A 22,839-nucleotide genomic window follows, 5' to 3' on the forward strand; every position below is an offset into this window, starting at 1 on the left:
ACTGTCAATGTTGACCCCAGATGGATTGCGGTAACGGAATTTATTTCCAGGACCACTGGACAATGTCGCGTGCAAGAATAGTGTCTCCATATAAGGGAGTGACGCTGTTCGCGTCATGGGGGAGGTATGAATACGCGTGGCGCTGGCTCCAACCGCCGATCAGATTACCGTGCAACATGTGCTTGCGAAGTTCGAGGCCGAATTTGCCCCAGTAGCGCGAGCGGTCGAGGATGGCGAGTTCGCGCTTTGGGTTGGCTCAGGGATTTCGAGGCAGGCGCCTAATCTCGGTAACCTCATCGAGCGAGCGTTCGACTATCTTCGCCAGAGAGCAGTCGATCCGGAAACGGCGGCCACCTATATGCCGGCACTTGAGGAGGCACTTGTACTTGCCGAAATCGAGCCGGCAAGTGTTCAAGCCCAATTCGGGCAAGCTCTTGCAGCCTGGCCACAGCATGGTGATATTATCAATCGGCTATGGACCAATTATTCGCGTGTCCTCGACATTCGCATCGCCGGACAGGACGCGGACTTCGTCCTGTGGGAAGCGATAGACGTCCGGCGTGCATTCGAGCATCCAGCGCCTCCTGCTGCGGAGCATTTGTGCATTGCCGTGCTGATCCTTGAAGGCGCCGTCCAGGCAGTTGCGTCAGCCAATTGGGACGGCTTCATCGAAGCGGCGATCGAGCGCGTCAGCAACGGCGTTCCAGGCGTCCTCCAGGTCGTTGTCGATCCCGACCAACTTCGTGGGCCTGCAGGCCGAGCGCGGCTACTGAAGTTCCACGGATGTATCGTGCATGCGACCCGCGAACCGTTGACCTTCAGACGATATCTTACTGGGAGCCGCACCCAGATTATGGACTGGCCAGAAACTGCCGCATTCGCGGCGATGCGCAACGAGGTTGTTGGCCTTGCGACGACCCACAAAACGTTGGTACTCGGACTTTCGATTCAGGACAACAATCTACAGACGATCTTTGCGCGAGCGAAGGAAGTTCATGCTTGGCCTTGGCCATGCGCGCCGCATGCCCCAGCGCATATCTTCTGCGAGAATACGATCCAGCAGGGCCAGCGGGATGTGCTGCGTCTTTCATACGGCGACGGATACAATCACGATCCTGCGGCCGTCCATGAGGCCACGCTGCTACGCGCCTGGGGCGAGAAGGTTTTAATCGCCTTGGTCCTGAAGCTAATAGGAGACAAGCTCACACGATTGATGGAGCTTAGCCTCAATGCGATGGGAAAAGGTCCGATTGCGGTTGTACTCGGTCCTCTGATCAAATCGCTCCGGGACGACATCGCTGGCCTCGCTGTACCCGTGCCTGGGAGCAAGGACCGGACCGCGTTTACGAATCTGGCCATCTCCCTGTGGTCGCGGATGCTCTCGCTGTTCCGTAGCGGGACGCTTCCGGTAAATCCTGAAGCTTATGAGGCCTTGACCAGTTCAACGCTGAACTTGATTGCCGCCGACCAGAATGCCCAGGCCATGGGGTTGGGGCGGCTTGGGGTCGCGCTTGCGCTCCTACAATACGGACGCGCAGCGGGACATTGGCAACTCAGTCAGCCCACATCCAGCGACCTGATCTCGGGGGCAATGACCGCCAAGGCATCCCGCCCCGGAGCGGTCAATCGCCCGCTGTTTCTCGTCAAGTCGGCGACGGACGCCATTGCTCTGCAAAGCGATGGCGCTTTTGCAAACGACAATGCGATCATCGTCCACGCCGATGATACCTGGCATCGCATGACAGGCGGTAGCGCAAGTGCGCGTCGTGTGCGCGCAGCTCCTGGACGGACCGGGCGAGTCGGCGAGATACATGTTAGCCTTGGCGACCTACTTTCGCGTTGTGGTGATGCGGTGATGCTGCAACAAGAATTTGTTTCGGAGATGATTCTGTGACTGGCTCGCCCCTTGTGCAGGCAGTTCAAGGCCGGCTTCGCAGCGCCGGCTACAGCGATCTGTCGACCCCCTTTAAAGTTGCCGGGGTCGAGTTTGCATTCACTGGGGCGATGCGCGGGCGCGATGGTCGAGCCCTCGATCTTGTCCTGCTCGTAGACACCACAACTGGGGATTTCGGCGACCGTGATGGTGGACGCGTTCGCCAGCGGATCGAGGCATTGAGTCGAGCGCTCGACGTCACCGGATCACGCTATGTCGTCACCGCCATCCTCGCGGGTGCCGTGCTGGCCAGTGGGGTCGAGGCGCTGTCAGAAACTTGCCGTGTCCTACAGGTTGAAGGCATTGCTTTGAATGCCGAGGGCAAGCCTGCTGATCCCGTTGCTGAGCGTCAGCTTGATGATCGAATCCGTATATTGCTGCCGTTGACGCTTCCCTTGTCGATGCCGGACAACCAAGTTGGCGGCGGCGCGGCCATGGATCAACTCGTTCAAGCGCTGCCCGCCGGTACGAGCAAAGTGGTTGTCGACGCCGTGATAAACGCCTCAACAGCTGGAGAGCAGGCCGTCGCCGATGCAGTGGCGCTCGTAATCGGCGGTGCGTTCGAATCTCACCCGGTGGAGGATCAAGAATGAGTGACCTCATCCTCAAGAGCCTCGACGTCACAAATTTCCGCAGCATCCGCGGCCATATCCATGCGCCACTCGACGCCAAAGTCGTGCTTCTCCACGGAGAGAACGGCGCGGGGAAGACGAGTTTGCTATCAGCAATTGAGCTCGCACTAACCGGAGGCGTGCAGTCGCTTGCCCGCGCGGATCCAGGGTACGAGAAGCAACTGCTTTTCCGGTCCGCGAGCGAGGGCAGCATCGTGCTTCGGGCTCTCGAAGAAAAATCTGAGCGGATATTCAAGGCGAACCTGAGCGCGAATGGTGTCGAATCAGTCGACGTGTTGGATGAGAAAGTAGCAGCCTTCTTCAGGGAGCGAGCGTTTTTGCCCCAGTCGCTGCTCGGTCAACTGCTCCAGATCTATCAAGATGCCGGGAACGATGCGTCGTCACCGTTGGCGCAGTTTGTTGGCAAGCTTCTGGGGCTCGACAGGTTGGATGCGCTAGAGGCTGGATTGAAGCCGCTAGTTGACGTTCGCAATGTCCGCAAAATCGTCGACGGCTGGCAGGCAACTGAGAACGAGAAGACGCGGATTGATCGTCTCCTTGCTGATGAGCGGCAGAGACGCGACTCTTTGAATGAGCAAATACAGAGCGCGCTCCACGAGCTCACCAACCTCTGCTCCTCGCTCGAGTTTTCCGTTAAAGTCGGCGAGGACACACTTGACGAAGTCGCCGAGGCGCTTGCAAAAACCAGTGACTTGGAGGCCTTTGCGCGCCTGACTGATCAGCAGCGAAGGCTTGCGTCGATCAACCGTGAGATCGATGAAGCGCAAAGCGCGACCGGTTTTGAGGATTTACCTTCTCCTACCAATGCAGAAGACGCCAGCAAGGAGTTCGCGCGCTGGGATGCAGAATACGGTCCCCGCGTTACCGGCCTTCGCGGTACTGTTGAAAGCATGCTTCCCAACATCTCAATGCCCAGCGATCTGTCACAGTTCGCCGACGAGGCGGTGAAGCGTCTCCGTACCGAGCAAAATCAGTTGACGGAGCACGTGTCGCAGGCCCGGGCCGAGATTGCGCGGTATGCCACGGCTCAGGATGAGCGCGACGTCGCGCTTCGTCAGCGCGACACGATTGACGAGGAGCTGGCCCGTTTGTCTAGCAGCGCGGGCAGTCTCGGTTCTGTGCTGGCAGAGCTGACATCGTTTCTCGTCGATGACATCTGTCCGGTTTGCGACCGGAATTTCAGCGAGGTCAGCAAGGGCTCGCTCGCAGAACATGTCCATAGCAAAGTGCGGGCTCTATCAGCATCGGCGGAGCGGCTGCTGACTTTGGGCCGCACCCGCGGCGAGGTTCAGGTCACGATCGAACGTCTTGAACGGGAGATTGAATCGATCGCTGCACGCCGGCTGGAGGACAATGTCCTTGCCGAGTTAGATCGGCGACGAGCCTCGATCCAGGCGCTAATCGTAGACATTGAGGACATGATCGAAACGCTACAGGCAGGGGCACGATTGCGCGCTGCTGACATCGCCGCAAGGCGCGCGGTCAGCGAATCCCAGTCACGCCACGTCTCCCTGGCCGCCGCGCGCGAAACATTGAGCGCATTTGCACTCTCCATCGGAACAACTGCTCTTGACGAAGGTGAGTCCTTCCAGGCTGGAGCGTCTAGGCTGGAAGAGCTGCTAAGCACCCACGTCGCCCGGTTGGAACGCCGCCTCTCGATGAGGCGCAGCGGAGCGGCTCACCTAGATAACATCCGCTCTGCGATGACTCGCCGCCAAGAAATCGACACCCAGATCTCCAGCGACTCCGCATCTTGGAAGAGTGCCGATCAGGCTCTTGAGCAAGCGCAGGGATTGCGCGATCAAGGCCCAGCGATCCGCAGCGCTGTCGACAAGATCCGGTCAGCCATCATTCGCCGGGAGTTCAATGACCGGCTCAATCGCTTGTGGCGGGATCTGTTCGTTCGGCTGGCGCCTAGCGAGCCGTTCGTGCCAGCTTTTCGCATTCCGCAATCGTCCACCCAGAGACTTCAACCGAAGCTCATCACCGAGCACCGTGATGGTGGCGAGGCCGGCGGAACGCCAGGCGCCATGTTGAGCGCTGGCAATCTGAACACGGCTGCGCTGACTTTGTTCATTGCACTGCATCTTTCCGTGCCGAAGGAACTGCCTTGGTTGGTTCTTGATGATCCGGTGCAGTCTATGGACGACGTCCATATTGCCCATTTCGCCGCGCTGTTGAGAACCTTGTCCAAGGAACACGGCCGCCAAGTTGTGATAGCTGTTCACGATCGCCAGTTGTTCGACTATCTAAAGCTGGAGCTCAGTCCAGCATTTCCCGATGACAGCCTTCTAACGCTTGAGCTATCGCGTGGACCGCGCAGAGACAGCGTATGCCTGTCGACGCGACTTTCGTTCAAAGAGGAGACAGCGCTCTTTGTAGCTGCGTAATAGCGCAGCGAACCGAAAGGCGTAGCAACCGATAGCCTGCTCGCAACGTAAACTCTGCACCATGAGCATCCTGCAAAAATCTCTCGATGAGGTTGTAGTTTCCGACCTGGAGCAGATCTGTGCTCATCAGGTTCGCGAGACCTACGACCTTGAGTTCAAGAAAGATCTGCCATTCTTGCGCGTGAAAGGGCAGACAGAAGAGGCTGACCGCTGGGTTACGCGGGGCGACCGGGTGGGGGACTACGCCCGAGACAAGATACTTGCGGAGCTCATCGCCTTTGCCAACGCCGAACGCGGCACATTGATTCTCGGTATTGACGAGACCGATGATGAACCCAGGCGAGCACGAGCAATATCTCCCGTGCCCCGGTGTGAGGATCTTGCAAAACGGCTCGCTGACTCGTGTGAAGACGTCATTGAGCCCCGCCTGCCACTGGTTGCCGCGCGAGCATTGCCTTTGGATGGCGATGCTGGCGTCGTGATTCTGCGCGTTGGGCGTTCGTCCATCGGGCCACACAGGCTTGCTTCTGATGGCCAGTTCTATACGCGAAGAGGTGAACGGAGCGTAAGAATGACAGTACGCGAAGTCAGAGACCTAGTCCTCGAAATAAATAGGCGCGGCAATGCCATCGAAGAACTCTTTAGTGCACGACGAGCTGTCACTCGCAATGATCTTCAGTTCGCTTGGCGGACGGCGACGAGTAAAGGCATTTCGCGCTGCTTCGACATTAGGCCAGTCATTAATCCGGCCAAGATCAAACTTCTCCCATCGAATCTAAACCGCTCAGACACGCCGTGAGCGTTTGAGACCAGTACGACACCCACGCAATCTGCCCTGCATTAAATCAACGTCCAAGCCAGCTGGCCATCGGTAATGGCCGAGCCCGAAGTTCCACCAGATCAGCAATGAAGGCGTTTGCAGTAGGGATGAGGTCAGCGCTCGTCTGGTGGCGGACGCCAGTTGCGTTGCCGCCAAGCTGTAGCGAGGCACCAAGCGCCAAGGCCCAGCCAGACCAACGCCTGCAGGAACGGGTCCGGATGGAAGTCGAGCGGATCGGCGGCAAACAGCACGAATGCCATTGCGAAGCACGAGAGGCCGATACCCATGATCATGGGTATCAGCCCGACTGAACGCTCTTCAGTGTCTCTTTGTATTTCACCCGTGCGATGTAGACATCATGCATGAAGTCTTCGAAAGCGTGTTGCGGTATTTGCACAGTCCAAACCTCCCGTTTAAAAGATCGCCCAAATTAGCAAGGTTGAACATAACCATGGCCGATTATCGCACTATCTCCCAGGAATACGCAAAGGAAGGTATCAAGGCCGCGCTGTTGGTCAACGGGGCAGCAGCTGCGTCCTTGTTGACGCAGGCGGCCAAGCTCATCGAGCAAGGGCTAGCGGACCAGGCGGGCCGAGCGATGATCGCCTGGGCGGCCGGTGTTTTCTTCGCATCGGCAACATGGTTGGTTGCATTCATGTCCACGCGCTACGTCGACAAAAGCGAACGGGAGAACAGCCATTCGCATCTAATCGTCTCGAACAAGCTGATGTATGCCGGCTTTGTCACGGTCACACTATCGTTGTTGTGCTTCATTATTGGATGCGGGCTGCTAGCAGCCGGCTTTCTCCACGTGGGCGCCGTAAAAGCCATCCCATGACTGAAGGTCGCGGCCATTCTCCTTGCGGAGCGAAGACCGGCCGCAAAGGGGTGCAAGGTGCCAACCGGCAGTCTTGTTTCGGTGAACTTCCCGTGAAACATTCCGGGCGCAAGGAGCTTAAATAATGGTCGCCACGCCGGTCGAGAGCATTTGGACCTCAAAGGACATCGTCACCGCGATCGTCGCGACCGGCCTGGTGACGGCGGCCGCCTCCTGGTGTGTGGATCTGTTCAAGACTTGGTGGAGCAAAAGGAACGCCGCACGCTATGGCGCGATGCGCTGCGCCACAGAACTGGAGCGGTACGCGGTCGACTGCTGGCATGTCTTCATTATGGGGCATGGCGAGTTTCAGATGCACCAAGATATCACCAACGGTTCCCTGCCGCCGGCTCCAGACTTCCCGAATGACGTGGATTGGAAGGCCTTGGCGCCCCAACTCGCCAACGATGTGCTGTCCTTCTCCAACATCACCAAGATCTCCGAATCTCTCGCCAACTATGCGCATGTGTGGGAGCGAAACCCGTTCGATTACCATGCGACTGCGAAAGAGCGTGGGCTAGAAGCGCTGAAACTCGCCGGCCGGCTACGCAGCGCGTACGACCTTCGATCGCCGAGCGGCCTTGATCGGGCATGGAAGGAGCTTCAAGAATGACAATGGAGCAAAGATGATGGCAGCAACGCTCAACATCCTTGGCCTGGCCTTTTCCCTCATCGGCGTTGTTGTCCTTTTCCGCTACGGGATGCCCTACAAAGTCCGAACTGGAGGCGTCACCCATCTCATCACTCACGAGATCGATGAGGCTGAAGTAGAGTTAGAAGGGCGCTACCAAAAGTACGGACGAGGTGGGTTGATCCTCATCGTCCTGGGCACGGCGTTTCAAGTCGCCGCCAACATCGTTTGATGCTTCCGAGCGCGCCATGCTTCCGATCTGGATCCAATATCTTCAGGCTCTGCTCACGCCGACGATCGCTTTGACCGTTGGCTTCATCGCTTATCGGCAGTGGCGAACCGCTCACAGTAAACTGGTGCTCGAACTCTTTGAGCGTCGGCTGGCAGTTTATGAGCTAGCACGGAAGGCCGTTTCGTTCGTCAACACACACGGGCGCACCAGCCGCGAGGCCGAGATTGATTTGCTCACCGCCATGAACTCTGCGGAGTTTCTGTTCGGCAAGGACGTGCGCGACTACCTCGACAAAATGTGGGAGCGGTTCATCAAATTCGGCGCTGCCTCAGCGATGATGCAGGAGACCGAGGGTGAGGAGCGCAAGGCGCATATCGATGACCATTTGCGGCTAGTGCAGGAAATCACCCAGTTCTATTATGAAGGCTCCGATGTTTTCGCACCATACATGCGCATGGAACATCGGCTGCGGCCGCCTCTTAAGAAACTACGACGGCGTCCACATCCACCAGCGAGCCACGCGTAGATATTCCCAGAAAGAGGAATTGAAGTCGCATTTTCTGATGTTGCGCAGAACTAAGTGGCTCACCTTTGCCATCAACGGCAATGATGGATTTCTTACCCCTATCGGCTCGGCTGTGGTAAGCGGTCCTTGTTCCGCTTGTCCGCGACATAGCTCTGCCCACTCTCCATTTTCATTATGTCGAAGAGGCCAGTCGCCGCGAAGAGTGCAGGGAAGTTCTTCACTCCATAGTTTCGTGGGTCGATTGGCGCCTGCCGTTTCGCTGCGCTTCCTGCCGATGACATAGCTGCCCATCCATCGTCTTGGGCCGTGGCTTCCACAGCGCCGCGCAGGATCGTCACGAGGGTCGTATCTTGCGATAGAGGCCTGCCGGTTCGCTTGTCGGCGGGCTTTTCAGCCGGTGTTTTAGATCTGGCCGCTGACCTCGCTTTGGTCTTTGGTCCCTCGTCGGGGGCTACAGGAGTCGTCGGTTGCTCAGCATCGTCCAGGCTATCGAGATAGAGGAAAGTCGTGCAGGCATTCACAAACGGTGTGGGCGTTTTGCGTTCCCCAAATCCGTAGACATCGTGTCCATTGGCTTTCAACTGCATCTAGTGGCGTGAAATCGGCATCGCTGGAAGCCCAACAGAAGGCGTCAAGCTTCTCCGTGTAGAGAAGTTCCATTGCATCGATCACAAGCGCAATATCGGTGGCGTTTTTGCCGGCTGAATAGCTGAACTGTTGAATGGGCCGAATTGCAAAATTGTGCAGCTTGTCTTTCCAGTTCCTGAGATGGGCGTTTGCCCAATCGCCATAGGCGCGGCGGATATTAGCTGTGCCATATTTTGAAAGTTCTGCCAGTATCGCTGCAATCTTGCCGTGGGACACATTGTCCGCATCGATGAGCAAGGCGATTCGCCGATCAGATGTGGTTCGCGACCTGTCCTCATTTTCCATTCGATTGTTCGCCCTCCCTGCGCATCTTCATTGATAGCATCTATGTGCGATGTGCGCACGACGGTTCAAGCAGCACCCTCGGGTGCGCCGTGAGGGGCAGTTGGCCTATCGACACCATGGGGTCATGCCACCTAATTTCGATCGATCTTCGGCGACATTGCGGGCTATGCAGAGCGTCGCCGATAGCAGAAGAGTGCTTCATCGAGGGACTCGCGATGTAGCGGTCTATCGACTCGAACCCGAATTGGCTGACGTCTCGTACGCGCAGCTTCATGCGTGCTATAGGCCCGCTCGATATTCCCAAGGACGACGCGATGTACAACCTTCTGGTATCCGGCTGGGAAGAGGAATGGCAAGGGGCGCCCTGCACCTTCGACCTATCGCGTTGCGTCAGCCAGCACGAATACACCGATCAGAAGATTGCCGAGAGGTTCGGTAAACTCGACGGGACCGCGCTGACCGAACTGACGCGGCTGCCCACCATCTTCGCCTACGAAGATGCCTGTCAGCTCGATCCAAAGTTCGGGCTAATCCGCGAGGTGACTGTGCGGCGCGGCCAAGTGCGGATCGAATACGAGTTCATCCCGGTCCAGCCCTTCCTGACGGCGGCCGACTTCGACGTCCTCGCCTTCGAGCTCGATATCGGAAAATGGGAGATGAATCGCACGCATTGGGCGATCAAGGATGTCAACCTGCCGAAAGAGCTGCACGCTGCGCGGGGCATCGTCCTGCCCTCGTGGACGCGGCAGGCTAGCCGCGCCGTCGACATCACCCAGCATCATTTCGATGTTGGCCTCTCGTTTCCAGGCGAAGCCCGCGGGCTGGTTGAGCAGGTGGCCCGCGAGCTTGAGGCGCGTCTCGGCCCGAACGCCTATTTCTACGACAACAACTACGTCTCCCAGCTTGCCCGGCCGTCGCTCGACACCCTGTTGCAGGACATCTATCGCAACCGCTCCAAGCTCATCGTCGTGTTCATCGGCGCCGACTATCAGCGCAAGGATTGGTGCGGCGTTGAGTTCCGCGCGATCCGCGAAATCATCATGGCTCGGGACGAACAGCGCATCATGTACGTGCGCGTCGACGACGGTTCCGTCGATGGCGTGCTCCGCACCGACGGCTACGTCGACGCGCGACGTTTCAAACCCGCCGACATCGCCCAGTTCATCACCGAGCGCCTCGCACTCATTCCCTAATCGTCGATGAGCCAGCCCGGCGTCACGGCAACCGCCCGGCGGTCGACCATGACGTAGCGACGCTTCGGCGCGCCGGGATCGGTGAGGCGTGGCGTCACCGAGACAATGGCGACCTTCCAGTCGGGCATGCCCGGCTGGGGCGCGGCCATGACACCGGACAAGACCGTCAGTCCATGGCGCTCCAGTTCGGACACCGCGCTTAGAATGTCGTTGTAGAGCTGGCGCCGCCCACGCCCCGACGACAATGGCTCCTCGCCGAGGTCGGAGAGGATGAACGAGGCGAGGTCGAGCCATTCGCCAAGACTAGCGATGTCGTCGTGATAGGTGTCGGACACGCCGGGACGGTGGATGAGGTAGGCGTCGCACTTAGCGGCATCGCGGATGGCCTTGTGCGTCTTCATCGGCGACACTTCCACCGGTTCGAGATGGCCATACCTCTCGACGAGGCGTTCCGCCGCCTTGTCCGGGCCGATAGGGAGGCGCGGCGTGGTGAACGCGCCCGGCTCGTGGCCGAGCGCCTGGGCGATGCGGTCGAGCGCTTCTACGCTGACCTTCTCCGCGCGTTCGACGCGCTCGACCGTCGACAGCGAGACACGCGCGAAGTCGGCAAGCGTGGCGGCCTTCCACTGCTTGAGATGGCGGCCCCAGCGTACCACCATGGCGACGAGCTCGATAGCCGGCGGCGTGGGCACATCCACCGGCTTGTTGGGCAGTTCCTTGATCTTAGCGAGAAGTTCCGAGGCATTCATGAACGAAGTCTCCTTTCGTGCCCACGAACATGCCTCAACTCCGCCGAGCAAAAGAGGTCGAAACGCCCTTCACCACGCATCAGCTTCCGACCCATCCCCGCCGACCGCGCACACCTGTTCGGTTCAATCCCGCCGTTCAGTGACGCGCTTGTCAGCGCGTTGCCTCAGTTTGGCCGAGCCTGCGCGCGCCGTCAGCGAGTCGATGATTCTGTCGAGGCGGCGGAGCAAATCGTCGTAGGTGACGATGTCCATCATATTCGCATACTTCCGCTTGATGACCTCTAGGTCGAACGATTGGTTCTCGGTGAGCGCGCCTGTGCCATCCGTTCGGCGATCGCGGCCGAGCAGAAGCAGCGCCTTGGGATTGGTCACCCGAATCTGGAGGTCGGCGGGGAGCGCTGACCCGTATCGCTTCGACAATTCGCGCTCCCCCTCAACGCCCCATTTGGATAGGTGGAACAGGTACTTCTCGGCCTGCATGATGGTGCCTGACAGCTCCTTCGCTGGAACGCTGTTGCCGCGATAGAGGCCTCTGCTCAGGAGAATGTCGTCAAAAGGCTTCTTGATCTCGATGACGTCGATATTGCCGTTGGTGTCGACCACGCACAAGTCGACGTATCGGTTCTTTCGCTTGCCCGGGGTCGAATAGAAGTCGGTGATCCGGATATTCTCCAACACCGCCACATACTTCGGGAACAGCAGCAGGATGACGCCGACAACCATCTTCTGCCACTCCTTCTCGGAGTAGCTAGCCGCCCTGGTGAGCCAGGAGAATAGCGTCGCGCGCAGATAGACGAACTTGTCGATCTCGGCGCGAAGCAGCTCATCCCGTCGCAAGGCGCGGCCGCGCGTACCGGCGTTCCGGCGATTCAGGTAGCTTTCGTAGTGATCGCGCGCGCTGGTCGTGCCGTCGAAGAATTCGCCGAGGATGGTTTCCACGCGCGCCGCGGCATAGCGGTCGACCTCGGTGCTGTTCGGGAACCTCTCGAGCAGTTCGCCGAAGGCCTCGACAGCGATGCTGTCGGCCCGGTCGCCGCCAACGACGATTTCGCTGCCGGGCCTCAGCTTTGCAATGCGCCGAAAGATGCTGATGTTGCGCTCGGCGACAAACACTTTCCGGTCCAGCGCGATCCCCTTCGCGACGATCAGCACATCCCTGTCGATCCCAAGGATCCGCCCGGGAATGCGGTGATATCTGTGTTTCGTAGTCGCGAATCGAAACCGATAGAGCGGGCGCTCGTCTTCGTCCGCCTCATCGTCATGCGTCACGCCGTGCGCCATCCCCGCCACGAGGTCGGATGTGCGCAAGAAGAACACTCGGCCCAGCATCACCTTGCCCGCTGCCTCGAGTTCCCGTGTCACCCAGACTCGCCCGATTCTTCCTCTGCAGGTCAGTCTATCGCGCCGTCATTTCCGTCTGGAACGAAGACACCACAATGCTACCTACCAGCGGTACCGACATTCAGATACAGGGATGGCATGACCGACGTCACCCACTGGCTTCGCGCCAAAGCGCACGGCTTCAATCACCTCTCGAACGAGGAGGTGGACGCCATCTCCGACTTTTCGCTGCTCTGGGCTTTGTTCGAGTCGCGCCTTCTCAACAGCGAAGGAAGTGCCCGAGCCATCTGCGATCTGGTCGATGGCTGGCAAAAGGACAGCACGCTCGACGCGACATCACTGGACCCGGAGCTCGCCTACTTCCGACAGCGCTACTTCGACAGTGGCGCCTTCACCGATCACTTCGGCCATTTGCATGTGCGCAGGAACGATCAGGAGCCGCTGGTCCTGGCTGTGGTCGACGGCAGCGACAACGACCCACGCAACCGCGTCGCCGCGGTGCTGATCATCATCTTCCGTTACCGCAACAACCTCTTCCATGGCGTGAAGTGGCAGTACCAACTCGCCGGCCAGGTCGGTAACTTCGCCACAGCGAACGCTGCCCTGATGAAGACGCTCGACAGGCACGGTGCGCTGCTTGAGGGCTGAGATCGCCAGCATCGCCTGAGAGGTGCGAACTTCGATGAGACTGTGCTCGAACTCCCTCGAGGCAGAGAACTTGCAGGAGCATGCCCGCGCGCGTTATCGCGAGGCGCCGACTAGCTGCCGGCCACAGCCGCGCACCGACCGTAGATATCAGCGATTGCGCGCCCTTCCAAACGCAAAAACCGCCCCGGTTAGACCGGGACGGTAATCTTGATTTATGACAAAATTGGTTGCGGGGACGGGATTTTGAACCTGTCGGGCCTGCTTGCGAAGTCCGGTCAACGGATGAACTCGGTTCTAGAGATGTATTGGCGGTAACGCTCTACTCGTCCTCAGAATGGAACTTCGATCACGTTTGCACCATTGCGGATCGAGACACCCATTGTTGTGCACGCGCAATTCGAGCGGAGGTCGCAATGAAGAGAGGATGAAAACTTACGAGAACCCGCAGTCGGCGTCTGATTTGTGGAACGGTGTGGTGACGGCTTTGAGGCCGGGAGCAGACGGGTGGCTATTGAGCCGCCGCATATCGACGAGCAGCCATCCCCGGCGACAAACAACCGACACCTCATCAACATATCGAGACTGCCGCGATCGAGCCGAGAGCGTCACTCATGTGTCCGAGCTTGCACGGTACCGTGTTGCCAGGCAGCGCATCTCAAGACCCGGCCGCACTCATCGCCTCGGCACCAACAGGAGCGGCCCGAGCCTGTGCTTTGTCGATGATAATCCGGTTTTCGTGTGGGCTCACCACCCGGTTTGGTCGCTTATCGGTTCGCCTCGTAACGCGTCATCGTCATTGAGGATGCGTCTATCATGCTCATGAATTTGGCCGCAGCCGGTGCCTTGGCGAAGCTGTCCATCGAAGCCTGCGCGGCATCGACCGACTTCCAATGCACGACGACGAGCCACTTGCGCCCGCTGACGGCCGTCTCAAGCGAAACGAAGCCGGGTTGCTGACATGCTGATCCTCGATGGCCTTGTCGACTGGGGCGAAGGCCTCGACCGAGACGCCGTCTTTCAAATTCATCGTCACGATTTCTACGACACCCTTGTCTTGGGCCATCACTGCACCTGTCATGGAGGAAAAGAGGATGAGACTGGCTAAAAGGATAGATTTCATGGCATCCGTCCTCAGAACTTGCCGTTGCCATGCGCCATCTCGGTCGGGATAGCGGCAATCGTATCCCAATGTTCGACGATCTTGCCGCCCTCGACGCGGAAGAGGTCAAAGAAGGCTGTCGGTGTGTCACCCGGCTTGCCTTCCGACGCGGTGAAGACAAAATTGCCCTCCGCCACGATCAGGTGCCGCTTGGTGTAGGCCAAAGCCTGCCCGGCTTCCGCTATCGCCTTGAGTGCGGCACCGAGACCGTCAAGCCCATTGCCCCACCATCGAATTGTGCTGGGTGTAGGTCGTGGTCGAGATATAGTCGGTGATCTTCTGTGGCGCGGCGCCAAGCAGGACGTCATTGACGAAGGCTTCAACCAGCGCACGGTTCTCGGCGGTCCTTTCGATATCCTGGATTTCGGTCGCGCCGTCCGTCATCGAATTGCCATTGGCTGTCTTCGATGCAGGGACCGCGGCCTGCAAATTGTCCCACTGCTCGGCGACTTTGTTGTCCTCGACCGGAACACGTCGAACGCCACCATGGTCTGGCCGCCAAAGGCCTGCGCATTGTCATAGGTCGAATGCACGGCCACCAGGTCCCCTTCCGACAGGACACGATGGGTCTTCACGGTCAGTCCGGCGTCCTTGAGCACAGGCAGGAAGCTGAGAATTGGAGCCGCCCCTGTCGGCACACCGGGATTGTGCTGGATGTAATCTTCCTTCAACAGCTGGCTTGCCGCCGCCGGATCAAACTTGGTGAAGAGCGCGGTTCAGCGCTCAGTACGGTTTCCTTCGGGGTCATTATCAATCCTTTCAGTTGGGCTGGGTTGGGTTCAAAAGGGTGAGGGTTTGGGCTGCGGAGATGGTGAATATCGTGCCCCACGGGTCCTCGATCACACCTACAGGCAGGGTATGCGGCTGCACGAGGAGTTCGATCTCGGCGAGTCCTGCCGAGCCTGGACTGCGCTGTTTGGCGCCACGGGAGTGCCAGACATTGCCGGCAAGGTGGTGGTGGTAGCCGCCCGAACCGTACCAACCCGCCGATGGCAAGCGGGCCGTTCGCGTCAAGCCGAGCGTCCCGGTCATGAAGGCATCCGCCGTCTCGACATCACCCACCCGCAGATGCACGTGGCCGATCACTGTTCCGTCCGGCGCACCCGCCCAATCCCCCGAAACTTTGGCGAGGTCGGAGAGATCCAGCGGCAACGTGGCCATCTCGATCTCGTCACCATGGCGGATCCAGTCGGACCGAGGCCGATCGACGTACACTTCGATCCCGTTCCCTTCCGGGTCATTGAGATAAAGCGCCTCACTGACAAGAGGGTCCGACGCGCCATCAAGCTGCACACCGGCTTGCCGAATGTGCCGTGTCCAAAGACTAAGATCGCGGCGCGAACGCAGTAGGAAGGCCGTGTGAAACAGCCCCGCTTCGGTGGGGCGGCGTTGTGCCGCCATGTCTTTGCGCAGTTCGACCAATGGCAGGCCGTTCACGCCCAGAAGCGCGGATTCGCCGTCACGACCAATCGGGGCTGGGCCGATGACGTCTTCATAAACGCCGCAACGACATCCAGTCGTTCACGGTCAGAGCAATCCGACCAATCGTGGCCTGTTCATGCACCTCAGCAATCCTCGCATGATCGCTCTTGTGACCCTCGGCCTTGGGATCGAGTGCGTCCGGGCAAACGGTCGTCAGCGCCGCCCTACCCGCCTTGACCGCGAGGTAGATCAGATAAAGGCCGCCAAAGATTTCAGCAAAATGAGAGCGTGGGCAAATTGAACAGCAGAGCCGAGATACCGGTATCTGCCATTAACCCAGAAGATCGAGCCGGTCGCGACGCCGGCAGACATGGCGAGGCCGGCCTGACGGCCCTGCCGCATTGCGACGCCCATGATCCTCATGGCGCTTGGGCCGGGACTGCCCGCAGCGACGATATGGGCGGCCCAGACCAGAAGGTGTTGCATGCTCAACTCGCCGGACCGACGAGCGCCTGCATCAGATCATCGATGATGTCCTGGACATCCTCAAGCCCGACCGACATGCGCAGTAGGCCACCTGGCGCCATCGACTCGGGTCCTTCGACCGACGCTCTGTGCTCGATCAGGGAGTGCGTGCCGCCGAGGCTGGTGGCGCGCACTACCAGTTTCAGGCGAGCGGCCGCACACATCGCGGCCGGCTCGCCGCCCTTCACGATAAAGGACAACATGCCGCCGAATGCGCTCATCTGCCGGGCGGCAAGCGCATGGCCGGGATCACCGGCAAGTCCCGGGTAAAGTACCTGCTCGACCTGGGGTGACTTCGACAGGGCTTCAGCAACCTGAAGCGCGGCGTCGCAGTGCGCGCGCATCCTCACCGGCAGCGTCTGCAGCCCGCGCAGTGCCAGCCAGCAGTCGAACGGCGCGGCAACGCTGCCCTTGTGCTTCTGGATCATCTGCAGGGGCCGCTCAAGGGGAGATGAAGCGGGCACCACAACGATGCCGGCCATCATGTCCGAGTGGCCGCCGATGTATTTGGTCGCGGAATGGACGACCGCGTCGGCGCCCAGATCGAGCGGGCGCTGCAGTGCCGGAGTTGCTGACGGTAGCCCGCACGACTGCTAAAGTCAATATAATGACCGAGATGTCATTCATACCGGATCGCGAGCAGGAGCTGGGGCAGGCGATTGCCACCAAGCTGCGCAACCTGCGCCGCGATCAGGACCTGACGCTTGATGGGGTTGCCAAGCTGACCGGCCTTTCAAAGGGAACGGTGGTGGCGCTCGAAAAGGGGAAGGCCAACCCCAGCATAGGCATCCTTTGCAGGCTGGCGGCCGCGTTCTCCCTGTCCGTAGGCGACTTGATCAACGATGCGCCGAGAGGAGAAGCCGACAAGCGTATTGAGCGTACTGTCACGAAAACACTTTGGACGAGCCCCGCTGGCAGTAGCGCTCAGTTGCAGGCCTCTACGTCGGGTCGCACCATGTTTGAACTCTGGTCGTGGGTCTTGGCACCCGGCGACGAATTCCATGCCGACGCCCACAGCCCCGACACGCGGGAGCTGGTGACAGTGACCGCCGGCGCTCTCACCATCGTCGTGGGGAGAGAGTCGACCGTCTTGGCGGAAGGCGAAAGCGCCCACCTCATCACCGACCAGCCGCATTCCTACATCGGCACGGCCGATGTCTGGACACGCTTCACGATGGCTGTCCTGGAGCGCGGCGGGCAGCGACTCGCTCGCAAGCGCGACTGGATTGTTGGATTGGGTGATGACTAGGCCTTCGCGAGGAGCCGTAGCTTGTGACCAACCCACGCTGTCGCGCGCCGCAGCGCACCCGCCTTCCCACTTTAATTAGCTTCGGCGCCAACGCGCACACTGCACCAACCCTGCGAAAGATCCCTTGATTGTCCGCCTAAGGCTTATTGTCCTCGGCTTGAGCGTTCTCTGCTTCTCGTGGAAGACGCTAAATGCGCTCGTGCGTTATTGCCGGCCAGCAAAGGCTGCGGGTCGGCGGTGAGGGTCTCGAGGGGCGGCGGCCGTTGCCCTACACCCAATGGTGCCATCGGCGCCTGGATAGTTTCCCCGGCGCCGACCCCGCGATCGTGGCCGTGGTGATGATTATCGTGCATACGCTGAGCTGTTGGGGACATGGTGATGGTAGTGCCGGAGGCACCGGAGACATGTGATATCTCGGCAGCGGGCAGAGCGGCTTCTCTTTCGCTGCACAGGGAAGCGTAGAGTTCCTTCACGCAAATGCGAGCGTCCTTCTTGTCTTTTTGAAAGGGCGGGACGATGTCGGCCTTTTGGTAGAACGGACTGCGCTCTTCGTACAGCTGGTCAACCTTCTGCTCGATCTCGGCGCCCTGCAGCAGCGGACGGCTGGTGTCTTTCTTGAGGCGCCTGCGGAGCTCCTTCAGCTCGGTGTCGAGCCAGATCGACCTCCCCTTATTTAGGATCAGGGCTTGATTAGTGTCGTTGCCAAAGCAGCCGCCGCCGGTTGCGATGACGATAGGCCCTCTCTCCAGCTGCTTGGCCAGCTCTTTGGTCTCCAGGTCCCTGAAGTGCGCCTCGCCGCGGCCAGGGTCGGCGAACATCTCCATCAGATTGCCGTGCTCGGCGACTATACGCTTATCGATGTCGACAAACTCCACCCCCAACTCCTTGGCAAGCTGGGCGCCGATGCTCGACTTGCCGCTCGCCGGCATCCCGACGAGCACGACCGGCCGCGTACCGAGAGCCGCGAGGATCTCGCCCGCTTGCGGGGAGCGAGCGACCGCAATCTGTTGTCTTGCGATTGTGGGCGACCTGGAGGTCCCTGCAGCCCTCGACCTGCTTTCTCCTGACGAGCCCCAGTGTAATATCTCCCAGGCGCCAGGGGGAATAGGGACCAACTCGCATTCGCTCTGCGCGCGCTGCGCGAGCTCTGCCCGGTAACTGGCCGGCGTATGGAACTCGACCTCGAAGCGATAGTTCTGCGCAGTTCTGAATGCCGTGTGAACGCCGCGTAACCTCGGCGTGTCCATCCTGATGAACCAGTTGGTGGTCTCGACCTCGCTGCAGTCCCGCTCCTCGAAGGCTAGTGCCGCCTTCTTGAATGCGCGCGTAAAAGCCTCGTCCGGGATCTCGAAGACATGGCGCACGGCATTGGTGACCAGCTGGGCCTCTGGCGCCGCGCTCACGCTCTGGCCGGTCAACTCGTCGGCTGTCCAGACCTGCCCGCGCGACCGTTGGTCAAGATGCGGCACCTTCACCTCGATGCCGTCGTGCCGCAAAAGCTCGGCAACAGCATGCACAGTTTCGGTAATCGCGCTTTCTTGCGCTTCGGCGGGGGCGGCTTCGAGCCTGGCGCGCTCCGGGGCCTGTTCGCTGCTCAGCGTTATCCTGCTGGCAGGGTCGTCGGCCGAGATTGCTAGGGCGCTCGGCAGGATGCGCTTTTCGACGGCGAGTCTGATCGAGGCCTCCATGACCGAGGCCGCCAGCGTGGGGTTGTCCTTCAGATCCGCCAGGCTGCCATCGACGTCGAACCGGCCCTGGTGGAGCTTTGCCGCCTGCGCCTTGACATAGGGGGCCGGCTTGAAGCCCGGCCTGCGCTCCAAGAGCCGCTGCAATTCGGTAGTTTTTTGCATGAACACCCGCGCACCGGTATCGGACTTGTAGGCGTCCGTGCCGACCTTGATGCCGACGCTCAACAGGTTGATGGCGCTTTTATGCAGATCGTCGGGGTTGTAGCCGTCGGGCCGCGGATCGATGCGCGGCTGGTAGTGGTTGAGCAGGAAGTCGACGCGCTTCCTGGCGTCAGCGGTTGCCGGAAAGGATTCGCTGAGTTTCGGGAAGAGCGCGGCCGCGTCGGCGCTGACGGCAGGCTTCGCGCCGGCTGAGGCCACGGATCGCGCTAACTGCTGCTTGACGTCCGACTCATGAGCCGGCTCGCTGAGCTGCCGGTTCCAGTCCTGGAGCTCGGCCACTAGCAAGGCGGCCAGTTCGCAGGCCACCGGATGCTTGGCGGCCTTGCTGTCTTCCCCAGCCCTGGTGATAAGATCATGGAGGGTATGGCCATCCGGCCGATCTTCCTGCAACAGTGCGCGGATGTCGGCCTTGAGCCCAGGATGAATGCCCTCGTAGGTGCCGAAGATGGCACGCTCGGCAAACCAGCGTTGCGCCTCCTGCGGCTGCGCCAGCACGTTGCGCTGCAGGCAGCTGTAGGTCTCCAGCACCAGCCCGGTGGCCGACAGGATCTGCTTGGACCGGCTGAACTGGTAGTCGCCTTTCTCAATGGCCGGCGTGTGCGACTTCGGGGGCTTCATCGAGGCGATGCCGAGCGCCTGCAGCTGCGCGTCGAACTGGCGCACATGCTCGTAAAGGCGAGGCCGGTTGCCGATGATGACGACGGCGTCGCCGTCAAAATCGCCGTCGAGCATTTTTTGTTCGACGCTCGGAACCGCAACCAAAGAGCCGGGCGCGAACACCTCCGTCGCCTGCAGGATGCCGACGCACTCCAGCGCGGTGTCGGCCTTGACCCGGTTCTTTTCCTCCAGCCAGCGCGAATGGCACTTTACGTCCTCCGCAGACATCACCACCCCGCGGTCAGCGAAGTCCGCCGGCCACATTTCGTCGGGCACAACGATCAAGATGCCTTTGGCAAAGAAGGTCGGATCGTCGGCGGCTAGCCCAGCCCCCGACCTGTGCGCGACGTTGAAGCTGTATTGGAAGGCCACGCACCGATCCAGGAACGCGGCGGTCCGATCGCCATCGCGCGCCGACCTGACCCGGTCGGGGGCGAACGGGCGCAGGTTGGGCTTGTCATAGGGGGAGCGTCCGACAAGCACGCCGGCGTCACGGGTCAAGGTCTTGCTCTTGCCCGTCGGCACATGCAGGCATTCGTCGCTCGACGGTACGGCGATAGCGCCCGAACCCTCGATGTGCCCGCCCGTGACGGTCCGGAACACCTCCTCGAGGGTGAGGCTTGGATGGGTTTCGAGCCAAGCCAGAGCCTTCTCGCGGGTCTCCTGTGCCACCTCGACGCTGCGCGGATAATGTTGCAGCGCCGAAGGCGGTAGCGCCGATTGGCTATTACCGGCATAGGCAGGCATCCGCTCGGGAGCGTCGTGGCGAGCCCGGGCAATGGCCGGCATGCGCTCGGCCAGTGAGGCCCTGATGAAGCCGCAGCCGTCATGCGGCCGCAAGGCGATCTCGCCGTCTCGCCCCTCGACCCGGAAGGGATGCCCTGCGCCTGCGGGGCGGTCGGGGAGAAGGGACAGCTTGAAGCACCCTTCCAGCGCATAATCATGCGGGCCAATGTCGGGGATGCCCGGCGGCGCGGCAAATCCGCGGCGCTGGGTATAGTAATAGGCTTCCTTGAACGGCGCCCAGGCCCGCGACAACTGCTCAAAGGCCGTACCCGGAGCCGTCTCGGCATAAGGGATCGCCAAAAGCTTGCCGCTTGGGGCCTCTTCGGGCGCAAAGGGCAGGTGAGAGGCAAGCTGGTTCAGGCTCTTTTGCGGCGGCTTCAGTTTGCTGCCGCCGAACAGGTCCATGCGGTAGGGCACGCCCTCCACGGGGAACGTGCGTGTCAGCATGGCGCCGGTCGGAGTTCCCTTTAGTTGCACCGCCACCACCGGCACCGCGCCCGAGGTCAAGCGGTGGAAAATGGAATACCGCAATTCGGCTTCGCTGGCCAGCGGCCGGCCTTGCATGTCGACCACCGGCAGCCGCATCAGTCCGGCATCGCCTTGCGGCGGTCTCGGCTCGTGGTCCATGGTATGAAGGACCCGATGGACATCGAAGCTGGCGGCCGCATGCTGGGCCTGGACCATCGATGCGTTCTGCGCCATGAAGGTGTCGAGCGCTTCGAGCGGCTCTTTCGCCTCGATCTCGGCGATCACGTTCCAGCTCATGTAGGAAAGGTCGGCGTAGATGAGGGCCCGGGAGCTGTCCAGGATCTGCCTGGTCTTGCCCTGCAGCTCTTCCTGCCTGGCCTGCAAGGCGAGTTCGTCGCCGTCGACATAGGGCCGCCGGTAGAGCGTCTCCAGCACCGCCCGGGTCTTGAGCACCTGATAGATCGAAAGCGCCGGGCAGCGGCTTGCATTGGGACCGCTGGTGCGCTCGGCCTGGCCTGCGTTGAGATGGGCATCGATCTTGTGTTCCACCACCGGCTGGATGGCGTTGAGCAGGTTCAGCGCCGGTCTGCGGTGCCAGCGCAACACCGGCTTCGGGCTGCGAGCTAGGGGCAGCAGGGAGGCGCAAAGATTGCCCATCGTCTCGAGGTTGTTGTCGAGCTCAAACCCGGGATTGGCACGTAACACCTCGAGCCTGTCCAGCCCCGGCTGTGCCAGTGCACCGAAATCGTCCGACAACTGCGCCTTGCCCAACGCCTTGAATATACTCGCTATGGCATGGACATCGGCCTGCTGCAGCCGATCCTCGGCATATTGGAGGTAGTGCGCCAGTTGATGCAGTCGGTCCTTCAGCAAGGCGGGTTCGGCGACCTCGCCGGCGGTCTCTCCCTCCTCGATGCCCCGCGACAGACCGTTGGCGATCCTGACAAGGGCAGGCGTGCTGAAAGCGCTGAAGCGACGGCCCTTGGAACCGAGCTCGCCGGCGATGGCAACGATCGCCTTGCGTGCTTTTTCTTGTTCCGGCCACTTGCCGAAACCGTTCACCAGATTGGCCAATTCTTGATCCGAGAATCCGTCGAGATTGCCGTCGCGGCCAACCACCACGCCGGCGATGGCAAGCGTCGCTTCACGCGTCTTCTGCTGGTCCGGCCATCTGCTGAAGCCGTTCACCAAATCAGCCAACTCTGAACACGAAAATCTGTCGAGATTCCCGTCGCGAGCAACCACCGCGCCGGCGATGGCAAGCGTCGCTTCGCGCGTCTTCTGCTGGTCCGGCCATCTGCTGAAGCCGTTCACAAAATCGGCCAACTCTGAATCCGAAAATCCGTCGAGATTGCCGTCGCGGGCAACCACCGCGCCGGCGATGGCAAGCGTTGCTTCGCGCGTCTTCCGCTGGTCCGACATTGCGTCGGAGATGCGGTGCGGGCCTCCTTCGTTATCAGATCGCCCTGCTGGTCCGGCCAACTCTCCGGTGATGCCCATATTCCCTCTCCGATCCAGCAAAACGCATCGCCTAAGCCTGTCAACAACAGGGCATCATTGGTTTGAGTGCGGTCACGCGAGCCTGCAGCGGCGTGCTTGAAAAGCCGCAGCATTCACGCAACGGCAACTGCCTCGACAACGCCGCAATGAAAAGCTTCTTCGCCTTCGATCGCTCCGACATCAGGCTGAAGCTCAACGGGCTGAATCCTGTACAAAACGCCCATAAATCGCTATGAACTCGCCCGACTTACGTGGCGA

Annotated in this window: 24 protein-coding genes; 12 read left to right on the forward strand and 12 right to left on the reverse strand. The window is 60.4% G+C overall.

Going from position 1 to position 22,839, the window contains the following annotated elements; genetic code table 11:
• Positions 1–136: 136 nt before the first annotated feature.
• The 4 genes from EJ067_RS11255 (at position 137) to EJ067_RS11270 (ending at position 5,754) form a co-directional block, all read left to right on the forward strand.
• Positions 137–1,894: an SIR2 family protein gene (locus tag EJ067_RS11255; protein WP_126079063.1), complete on the forward strand. Its 1,758-nt coding sequence runs from the start codon at positions 137–139 to the stop codon at positions 1,892–1,894.
• Entirely contained in the window at positions 1,891–2,526 is a 636-nt protein-coding gene (locus tag EJ067_RS11260; RefSeq protein WP_126079064.1) for a hypothetical protein, read from the forward strand. The genes EJ067_RS11255 and EJ067_RS11260 overlap by 4 nt, the downstream gene beginning before the upstream one ends.
• On the forward strand, positions 2,523–4,955 hold the full coding sequence (locus tag EJ067_RS11265) for an AAA family ATPase (protein WP_126079065.1): 2,433 nt from the start codon (positions 2,523–2,525) through the stop codon (positions 4,953–4,955). Before EJ067_RS11260 ends, EJ067_RS11265 begins: the two co-directional genes overlap by 4 nt.
• A 61-nt stretch (positions 4,956–5,016) precedes the next feature.
• Positions 5,017–5,754, forward strand: coding sequence for an ATP-binding protein (locus tag EJ067_RS11270; RefSeq protein ID WP_126079066.1), 738 nt, complete (start codon positions 5,017–5,019; stop codon positions 5,752–5,754).
• A gap of 134 nt (positions 5,755–5,888) precedes the next feature.
• Here the strand turns inward: EJ067_RS11270 and EJ067_RS11275 are convergent, their stop codons facing one another.
• The gene (locus EJ067_RS11275) at positions 5,889–6,068 is read right to left on the reverse strand and encodes a hypothetical protein (protein WP_126079067.1); all 180 of its coding nucleotides are present in this window, start codon (positions 6,066–6,068) and stop codon (positions 5,889–5,891) included.
• Positions 6,069–6,226: 158 nt separating this feature from the next.
• Between EJ067_RS11275 and EJ067_RS11280 the strand changes: the two genes are divergently transcribed.
• The 4 genes from EJ067_RS11280 to EJ067_RS11295 all read left to right on the forward strand — a co-directional run bounded on the left by EJ067_RS11280 (position 6,227) and on the right by EJ067_RS11295 (position 8,041).
• Positions 6,227–6,613: a hypothetical protein gene (locus EJ067_RS11280; protein ID WP_126079068.1), complete on the forward strand. Its 387-nt coding sequence runs from the start codon at positions 6,227–6,229 to the stop codon at positions 6,611–6,613.
• A gap of 124 nt (positions 6,614–6,737) precedes the next feature.
• The gene (locus EJ067_RS11285) at positions 6,738–7,265 is read left to right on the forward strand and encodes a hypothetical protein (RefSeq protein ID WP_126079069.1); all 528 of its coding nucleotides are present in this window, start codon (positions 6,738–6,740) and stop codon (positions 7,263–7,265) included.
• A 13-nt stretch (positions 7,266–7,278) separates the two neighbouring features.
• Positions 7,279–7,515, forward strand: a complete 237-nt coding sequence (locus tag EJ067_RS11290; RefSeq protein ID WP_126079070.1) for a hypothetical protein — start codon at positions 7,279–7,281, stop codon at positions 7,513–7,515.
• Positions 7,516–7,531: 16 nt separating this feature from the next.
• Positions 7,532–8,041 carry a hypothetical protein gene (locus EJ067_RS11295; protein ID WP_126079071.1) on the forward strand — a complete coding sequence of 170 codons (510 nt, stop codon included), beginning with the start codon at positions 7,532–7,534 and terminating at the stop codon, positions 8,039–8,041.
• Positions 8,042–8,527: 486 nt separating this feature from the next.
• Here EJ067_RS11295 and EJ067_RS34935 read toward each other — a convergent pair whose 3' ends face one another.
• Positions 8,528–8,974: an NYN domain-containing protein gene (locus EJ067_RS34935; protein ID WP_210211635.1), complete on the reverse strand. Its 447-nt coding sequence runs from the start codon at positions 8,972–8,974 to the stop codon at positions 8,528–8,530.
• 314 nt (positions 8,975–9,288) lie between these two features.
• On the opposite strand from EJ067_RS34935, the gene EJ067_RS11305 reads away from it, so the two are divergent.
• A complete protein-coding gene (locus tag EJ067_RS11305) occupies positions 9,289–10,167 on the forward strand; it encodes a TIR domain-containing protein (RefSeq protein WP_126083528.1) in 879 nt (292 codons plus the stop codon).
• Here EJ067_RS11305 and EJ067_RS11310 read toward each other — a convergent pair.
• A complete protein-coding gene (locus EJ067_RS11310; protein ID WP_126079072.1) occupies positions 10,164–10,916 on the reverse strand; it encodes a helix-turn-helix transcriptional regulator in 753 nt (250 codons plus the stop codon). The genes EJ067_RS11305 and EJ067_RS11310 overlap by 4 nt on opposite strands.
• Before the next feature lie 123 nt (positions 10,917–11,039).
• Positions 11,040–12,278 carry a Shedu immune nuclease family protein gene (locus tag EJ067_RS11315; protein WP_210211636.1) on the reverse strand — a complete coding sequence of 413 codons (1,239 nt, stop codon included), beginning with the start codon at positions 12,276–12,278 and terminating at the stop codon, positions 11,040–11,042.
• A 117-nt stretch (positions 12,279–12,395) separates the two neighbouring features.
• Here EJ067_RS11315 and EJ067_RS11320 point away from each other — a divergent pair, with 117 nt between their 5' ends.
• A complete protein-coding gene (locus tag EJ067_RS11320; protein WP_126079073.1) occupies positions 12,396–12,905 on the forward strand; it encodes a hypothetical protein in 510 nt (169 codons plus the stop codon).
• 817 nt (positions 12,906–13,722) lie between these two features.
• Here EJ067_RS11320 and EJ067_RS11325 read toward each other — a convergent pair.
• The 7 genes from EJ067_RS11325 to EJ067_RS11345 form a co-directional block, all read right to left on the reverse strand.
• The gene (locus EJ067_RS11325; protein WP_210211637.1) at positions 13,723–14,025 is read right to left on the reverse strand and encodes a hypothetical protein; all 303 of its coding nucleotides are present in this window, start codon (positions 14,023–14,025) and stop codon (positions 13,723–13,725) included.
• Between the two features lie 11 nt (positions 14,026–14,036).
• Positions 14,037–14,228, reverse strand: coding sequence for a hypothetical protein (locus EJ067_RS34940; RefSeq protein ID WP_210211638.1), 192 nt, complete (start codon positions 14,226–14,228; stop codon positions 14,037–14,039).
• Positions 14,229–14,274: 46 nt separating this feature from the next.
• The gene (locus tag EJ067_RS34945; RefSeq protein ID WP_210211639.1) at positions 14,275–14,448 is read right to left on the reverse strand and encodes a hypothetical protein; all 174 of its coding nucleotides are present in this window, start codon (positions 14,446–14,448) and stop codon (positions 14,275–14,277) included.
• Positions 14,445–14,735 (reverse strand): hypothetical protein, encoded by a 291-nt coding sequence (locus EJ067_RS34950; RefSeq protein WP_210211640.1) that lies wholly within the window; start codon positions 14,733–14,735, stop codon positions 14,445–14,447. The genes EJ067_RS34945 and EJ067_RS34950 overlap by 4 nt, the downstream gene beginning before the upstream one ends.
• Positions 14,736–14,823: 88 nt before the next feature.
• Entirely contained in the window at positions 14,824–15,486 is a 663-nt protein-coding gene (locus EJ067_RS11335) for a VOC family protein (RefSeq protein WP_210211694.1), read from the reverse strand.
• A 249-nt stretch (positions 15,487–15,735) separates the two neighbouring features.
• The gene (locus EJ067_RS11340) at positions 15,736–15,972 is read right to left on the reverse strand and encodes a hypothetical protein (protein ID WP_126079074.1); all 237 of its coding nucleotides are present in this window, start codon (positions 15,970–15,972) and stop codon (positions 15,736–15,738) included.
• Between the two features lie 2 nt (positions 15,973–15,974).
• Positions 15,975–16,571 (reverse strand): PLP-dependent transferase, encoded by a 597-nt coding sequence (locus EJ067_RS11345; protein WP_126079075.1) that lies wholly within the window; start codon positions 16,569–16,571, stop codon positions 15,975–15,977.
• 47 nt (positions 16,572–16,618) lie between these two features.
• On the opposite strand from EJ067_RS11345, the gene EJ067_RS11350 reads away from it, so the two are divergent.
• The gene (locus EJ067_RS11350; RefSeq protein ID WP_126079076.1) at positions 16,619–17,260 is read left to right on the forward strand and encodes an XRE family transcriptional regulator; all 642 of its coding nucleotides are present in this window, start codon (positions 16,619–16,621) and stop codon (positions 17,258–17,260) included.
• A 143-nt stretch (positions 17,261–17,403) separates the two neighbouring features.
• Here EJ067_RS11350 and EJ067_RS11355 read toward each other — a convergent pair whose 3' ends face one another.
• The gene (locus tag EJ067_RS11355; RefSeq protein WP_126079077.1) at positions 17,404–22,581 is read right to left on the reverse strand and encodes a shikimate kinase; all 5,178 of its coding nucleotides are present in this window, start codon (positions 22,579–22,581) and stop codon (positions 17,404–17,406) included.
• Positions 22,582–22,643: 62 nt separating this feature from the next.
• On the opposite strand from EJ067_RS11355, the gene EJ067_RS34550 reads away from it, so the two are divergent.
• A complete protein-coding gene (locus EJ067_RS34550; RefSeq protein WP_189343237.1) occupies positions 22,644–22,817 on the forward strand; it encodes a hypothetical protein in 174 nt (57 codons plus the stop codon).
• Positions 22,818–22,839: the final 22 nt, after the last annotated feature.

The sequence above is a fragment of the Mesorhizobium sp. M1D.F.Ca.ET.043.01.1.1 genome (genome assembly GCF_003952385.1).
GTDB lineage: Bacteria > Pseudomonadota > Alphaproteobacteria > Rhizobiales > Rhizobiaceae > Mesorhizobium.

Excerpts from the sequence above, each read along its gene's own strand:
- EJ067_RS11265 (WP_126079065.1), top strand. The coding sequence starts at position 2,523 with ATGAGTGACCTCATCCTCAAGAGCCTCGACGTCACAAATTTCCGCAGC.
- EJ067_RS11355 (WP_126079077.1), bottom strand. The coding sequence starts at position 22,581 with ATGGGCATCACCGGAGAGTTGGCCGGACCAGCAGGGCGATCTGATAAC.
- EJ067_RS11290 (WP_126079070.1), top strand. The coding sequence starts at position 7,279 with ATGATGGCAGCAACGCTCAACATCCTTGGCCTGGCCTTTTCCCTCATC.
- EJ067_RS11280 (WP_126079068.1), top strand. The coding sequence starts at position 6,227 with ATGGCCGATTATCGCACTATCTCCCAGGAATACGCAAAGGAAGGTATC.
- EJ067_RS11295 (WP_126079071.1), top strand. The coding sequence starts at position 7,532 with ATGCTTCCGATCTGGATCCAATATCTTCAGGCTCTGCTCACGCCGACG.
- EJ067_RS11320 (WP_126079073.1), top strand. The coding sequence starts at position 12,396 with ATGACCGACGTCACCCACTGGCTTCGCGCCAAAGCGCACGGCTTCAAT.
- EJ067_RS11340 (WP_126079074.1), bottom strand. The coding sequence starts at position 15,972 with ATGCAACACCTTCTGGTCTGGGCCGCCCATATCGTCGCTGCGGGCAGT.
- EJ067_RS11310 (WP_126079072.1), bottom strand. The coding sequence starts at position 10,916 with ATGAATGCCTCGGAACTTCTCGCTAAGATCAAGGAACTGCCCAACAAG.
- EJ067_RS11305 (WP_126083528.1), top strand. The coding sequence starts at position 9,289 with ATGTACAACCTTCTGGTATCCGGCTGGGAAGAGGAATGGCAAGGGGCG.
- EJ067_RS11275 (WP_126079067.1), bottom strand. The coding sequence starts at position 6,068 with ATGATCATGGGTATCGGCCTCTCGTGCTTCGCAATGGCATTCGTGCTG.
- EJ067_RS11285 (WP_126079069.1), top strand. The coding sequence starts at position 6,738 with ATGGTCGCCACGCCGGTCGAGAGCATTTGGACCTCAAAGGACATCGTC.
- EJ067_RS11350 (WP_126079076.1), top strand. The coding sequence starts at position 16,619 with ATGACCGAGATGTCATTCATACCGGATCGCGAGCAGGAGCTGGGGCAG.
- EJ067_RS34945 (WP_210211639.1), bottom strand. The coding sequence starts at position 14,448 with ATGACGGACGGCGCGACCGAAATCCAGGATATCGAAAGGACCGCCGAG.
- EJ067_RS11325 (WP_210211637.1), bottom strand. The coding sequence starts at position 14,025 with ATGAAATCTATCCTTTTAGCCAGTCTCATCCTCTTTTCCTCCATGACA.
- EJ067_RS34935 (WP_210211635.1), bottom strand. The coding sequence starts at position 8,974 with ATGGAAAATGAGGACAGGTCGCGAACCACATCTGATCGGCGAATCGCC.
- EJ067_RS11270 (WP_126079066.1), top strand. The coding sequence starts at position 5,017 with ATGAGCATCCTGCAAAAATCTCTCGATGAGGTTGTAGTTTCCGACCTG.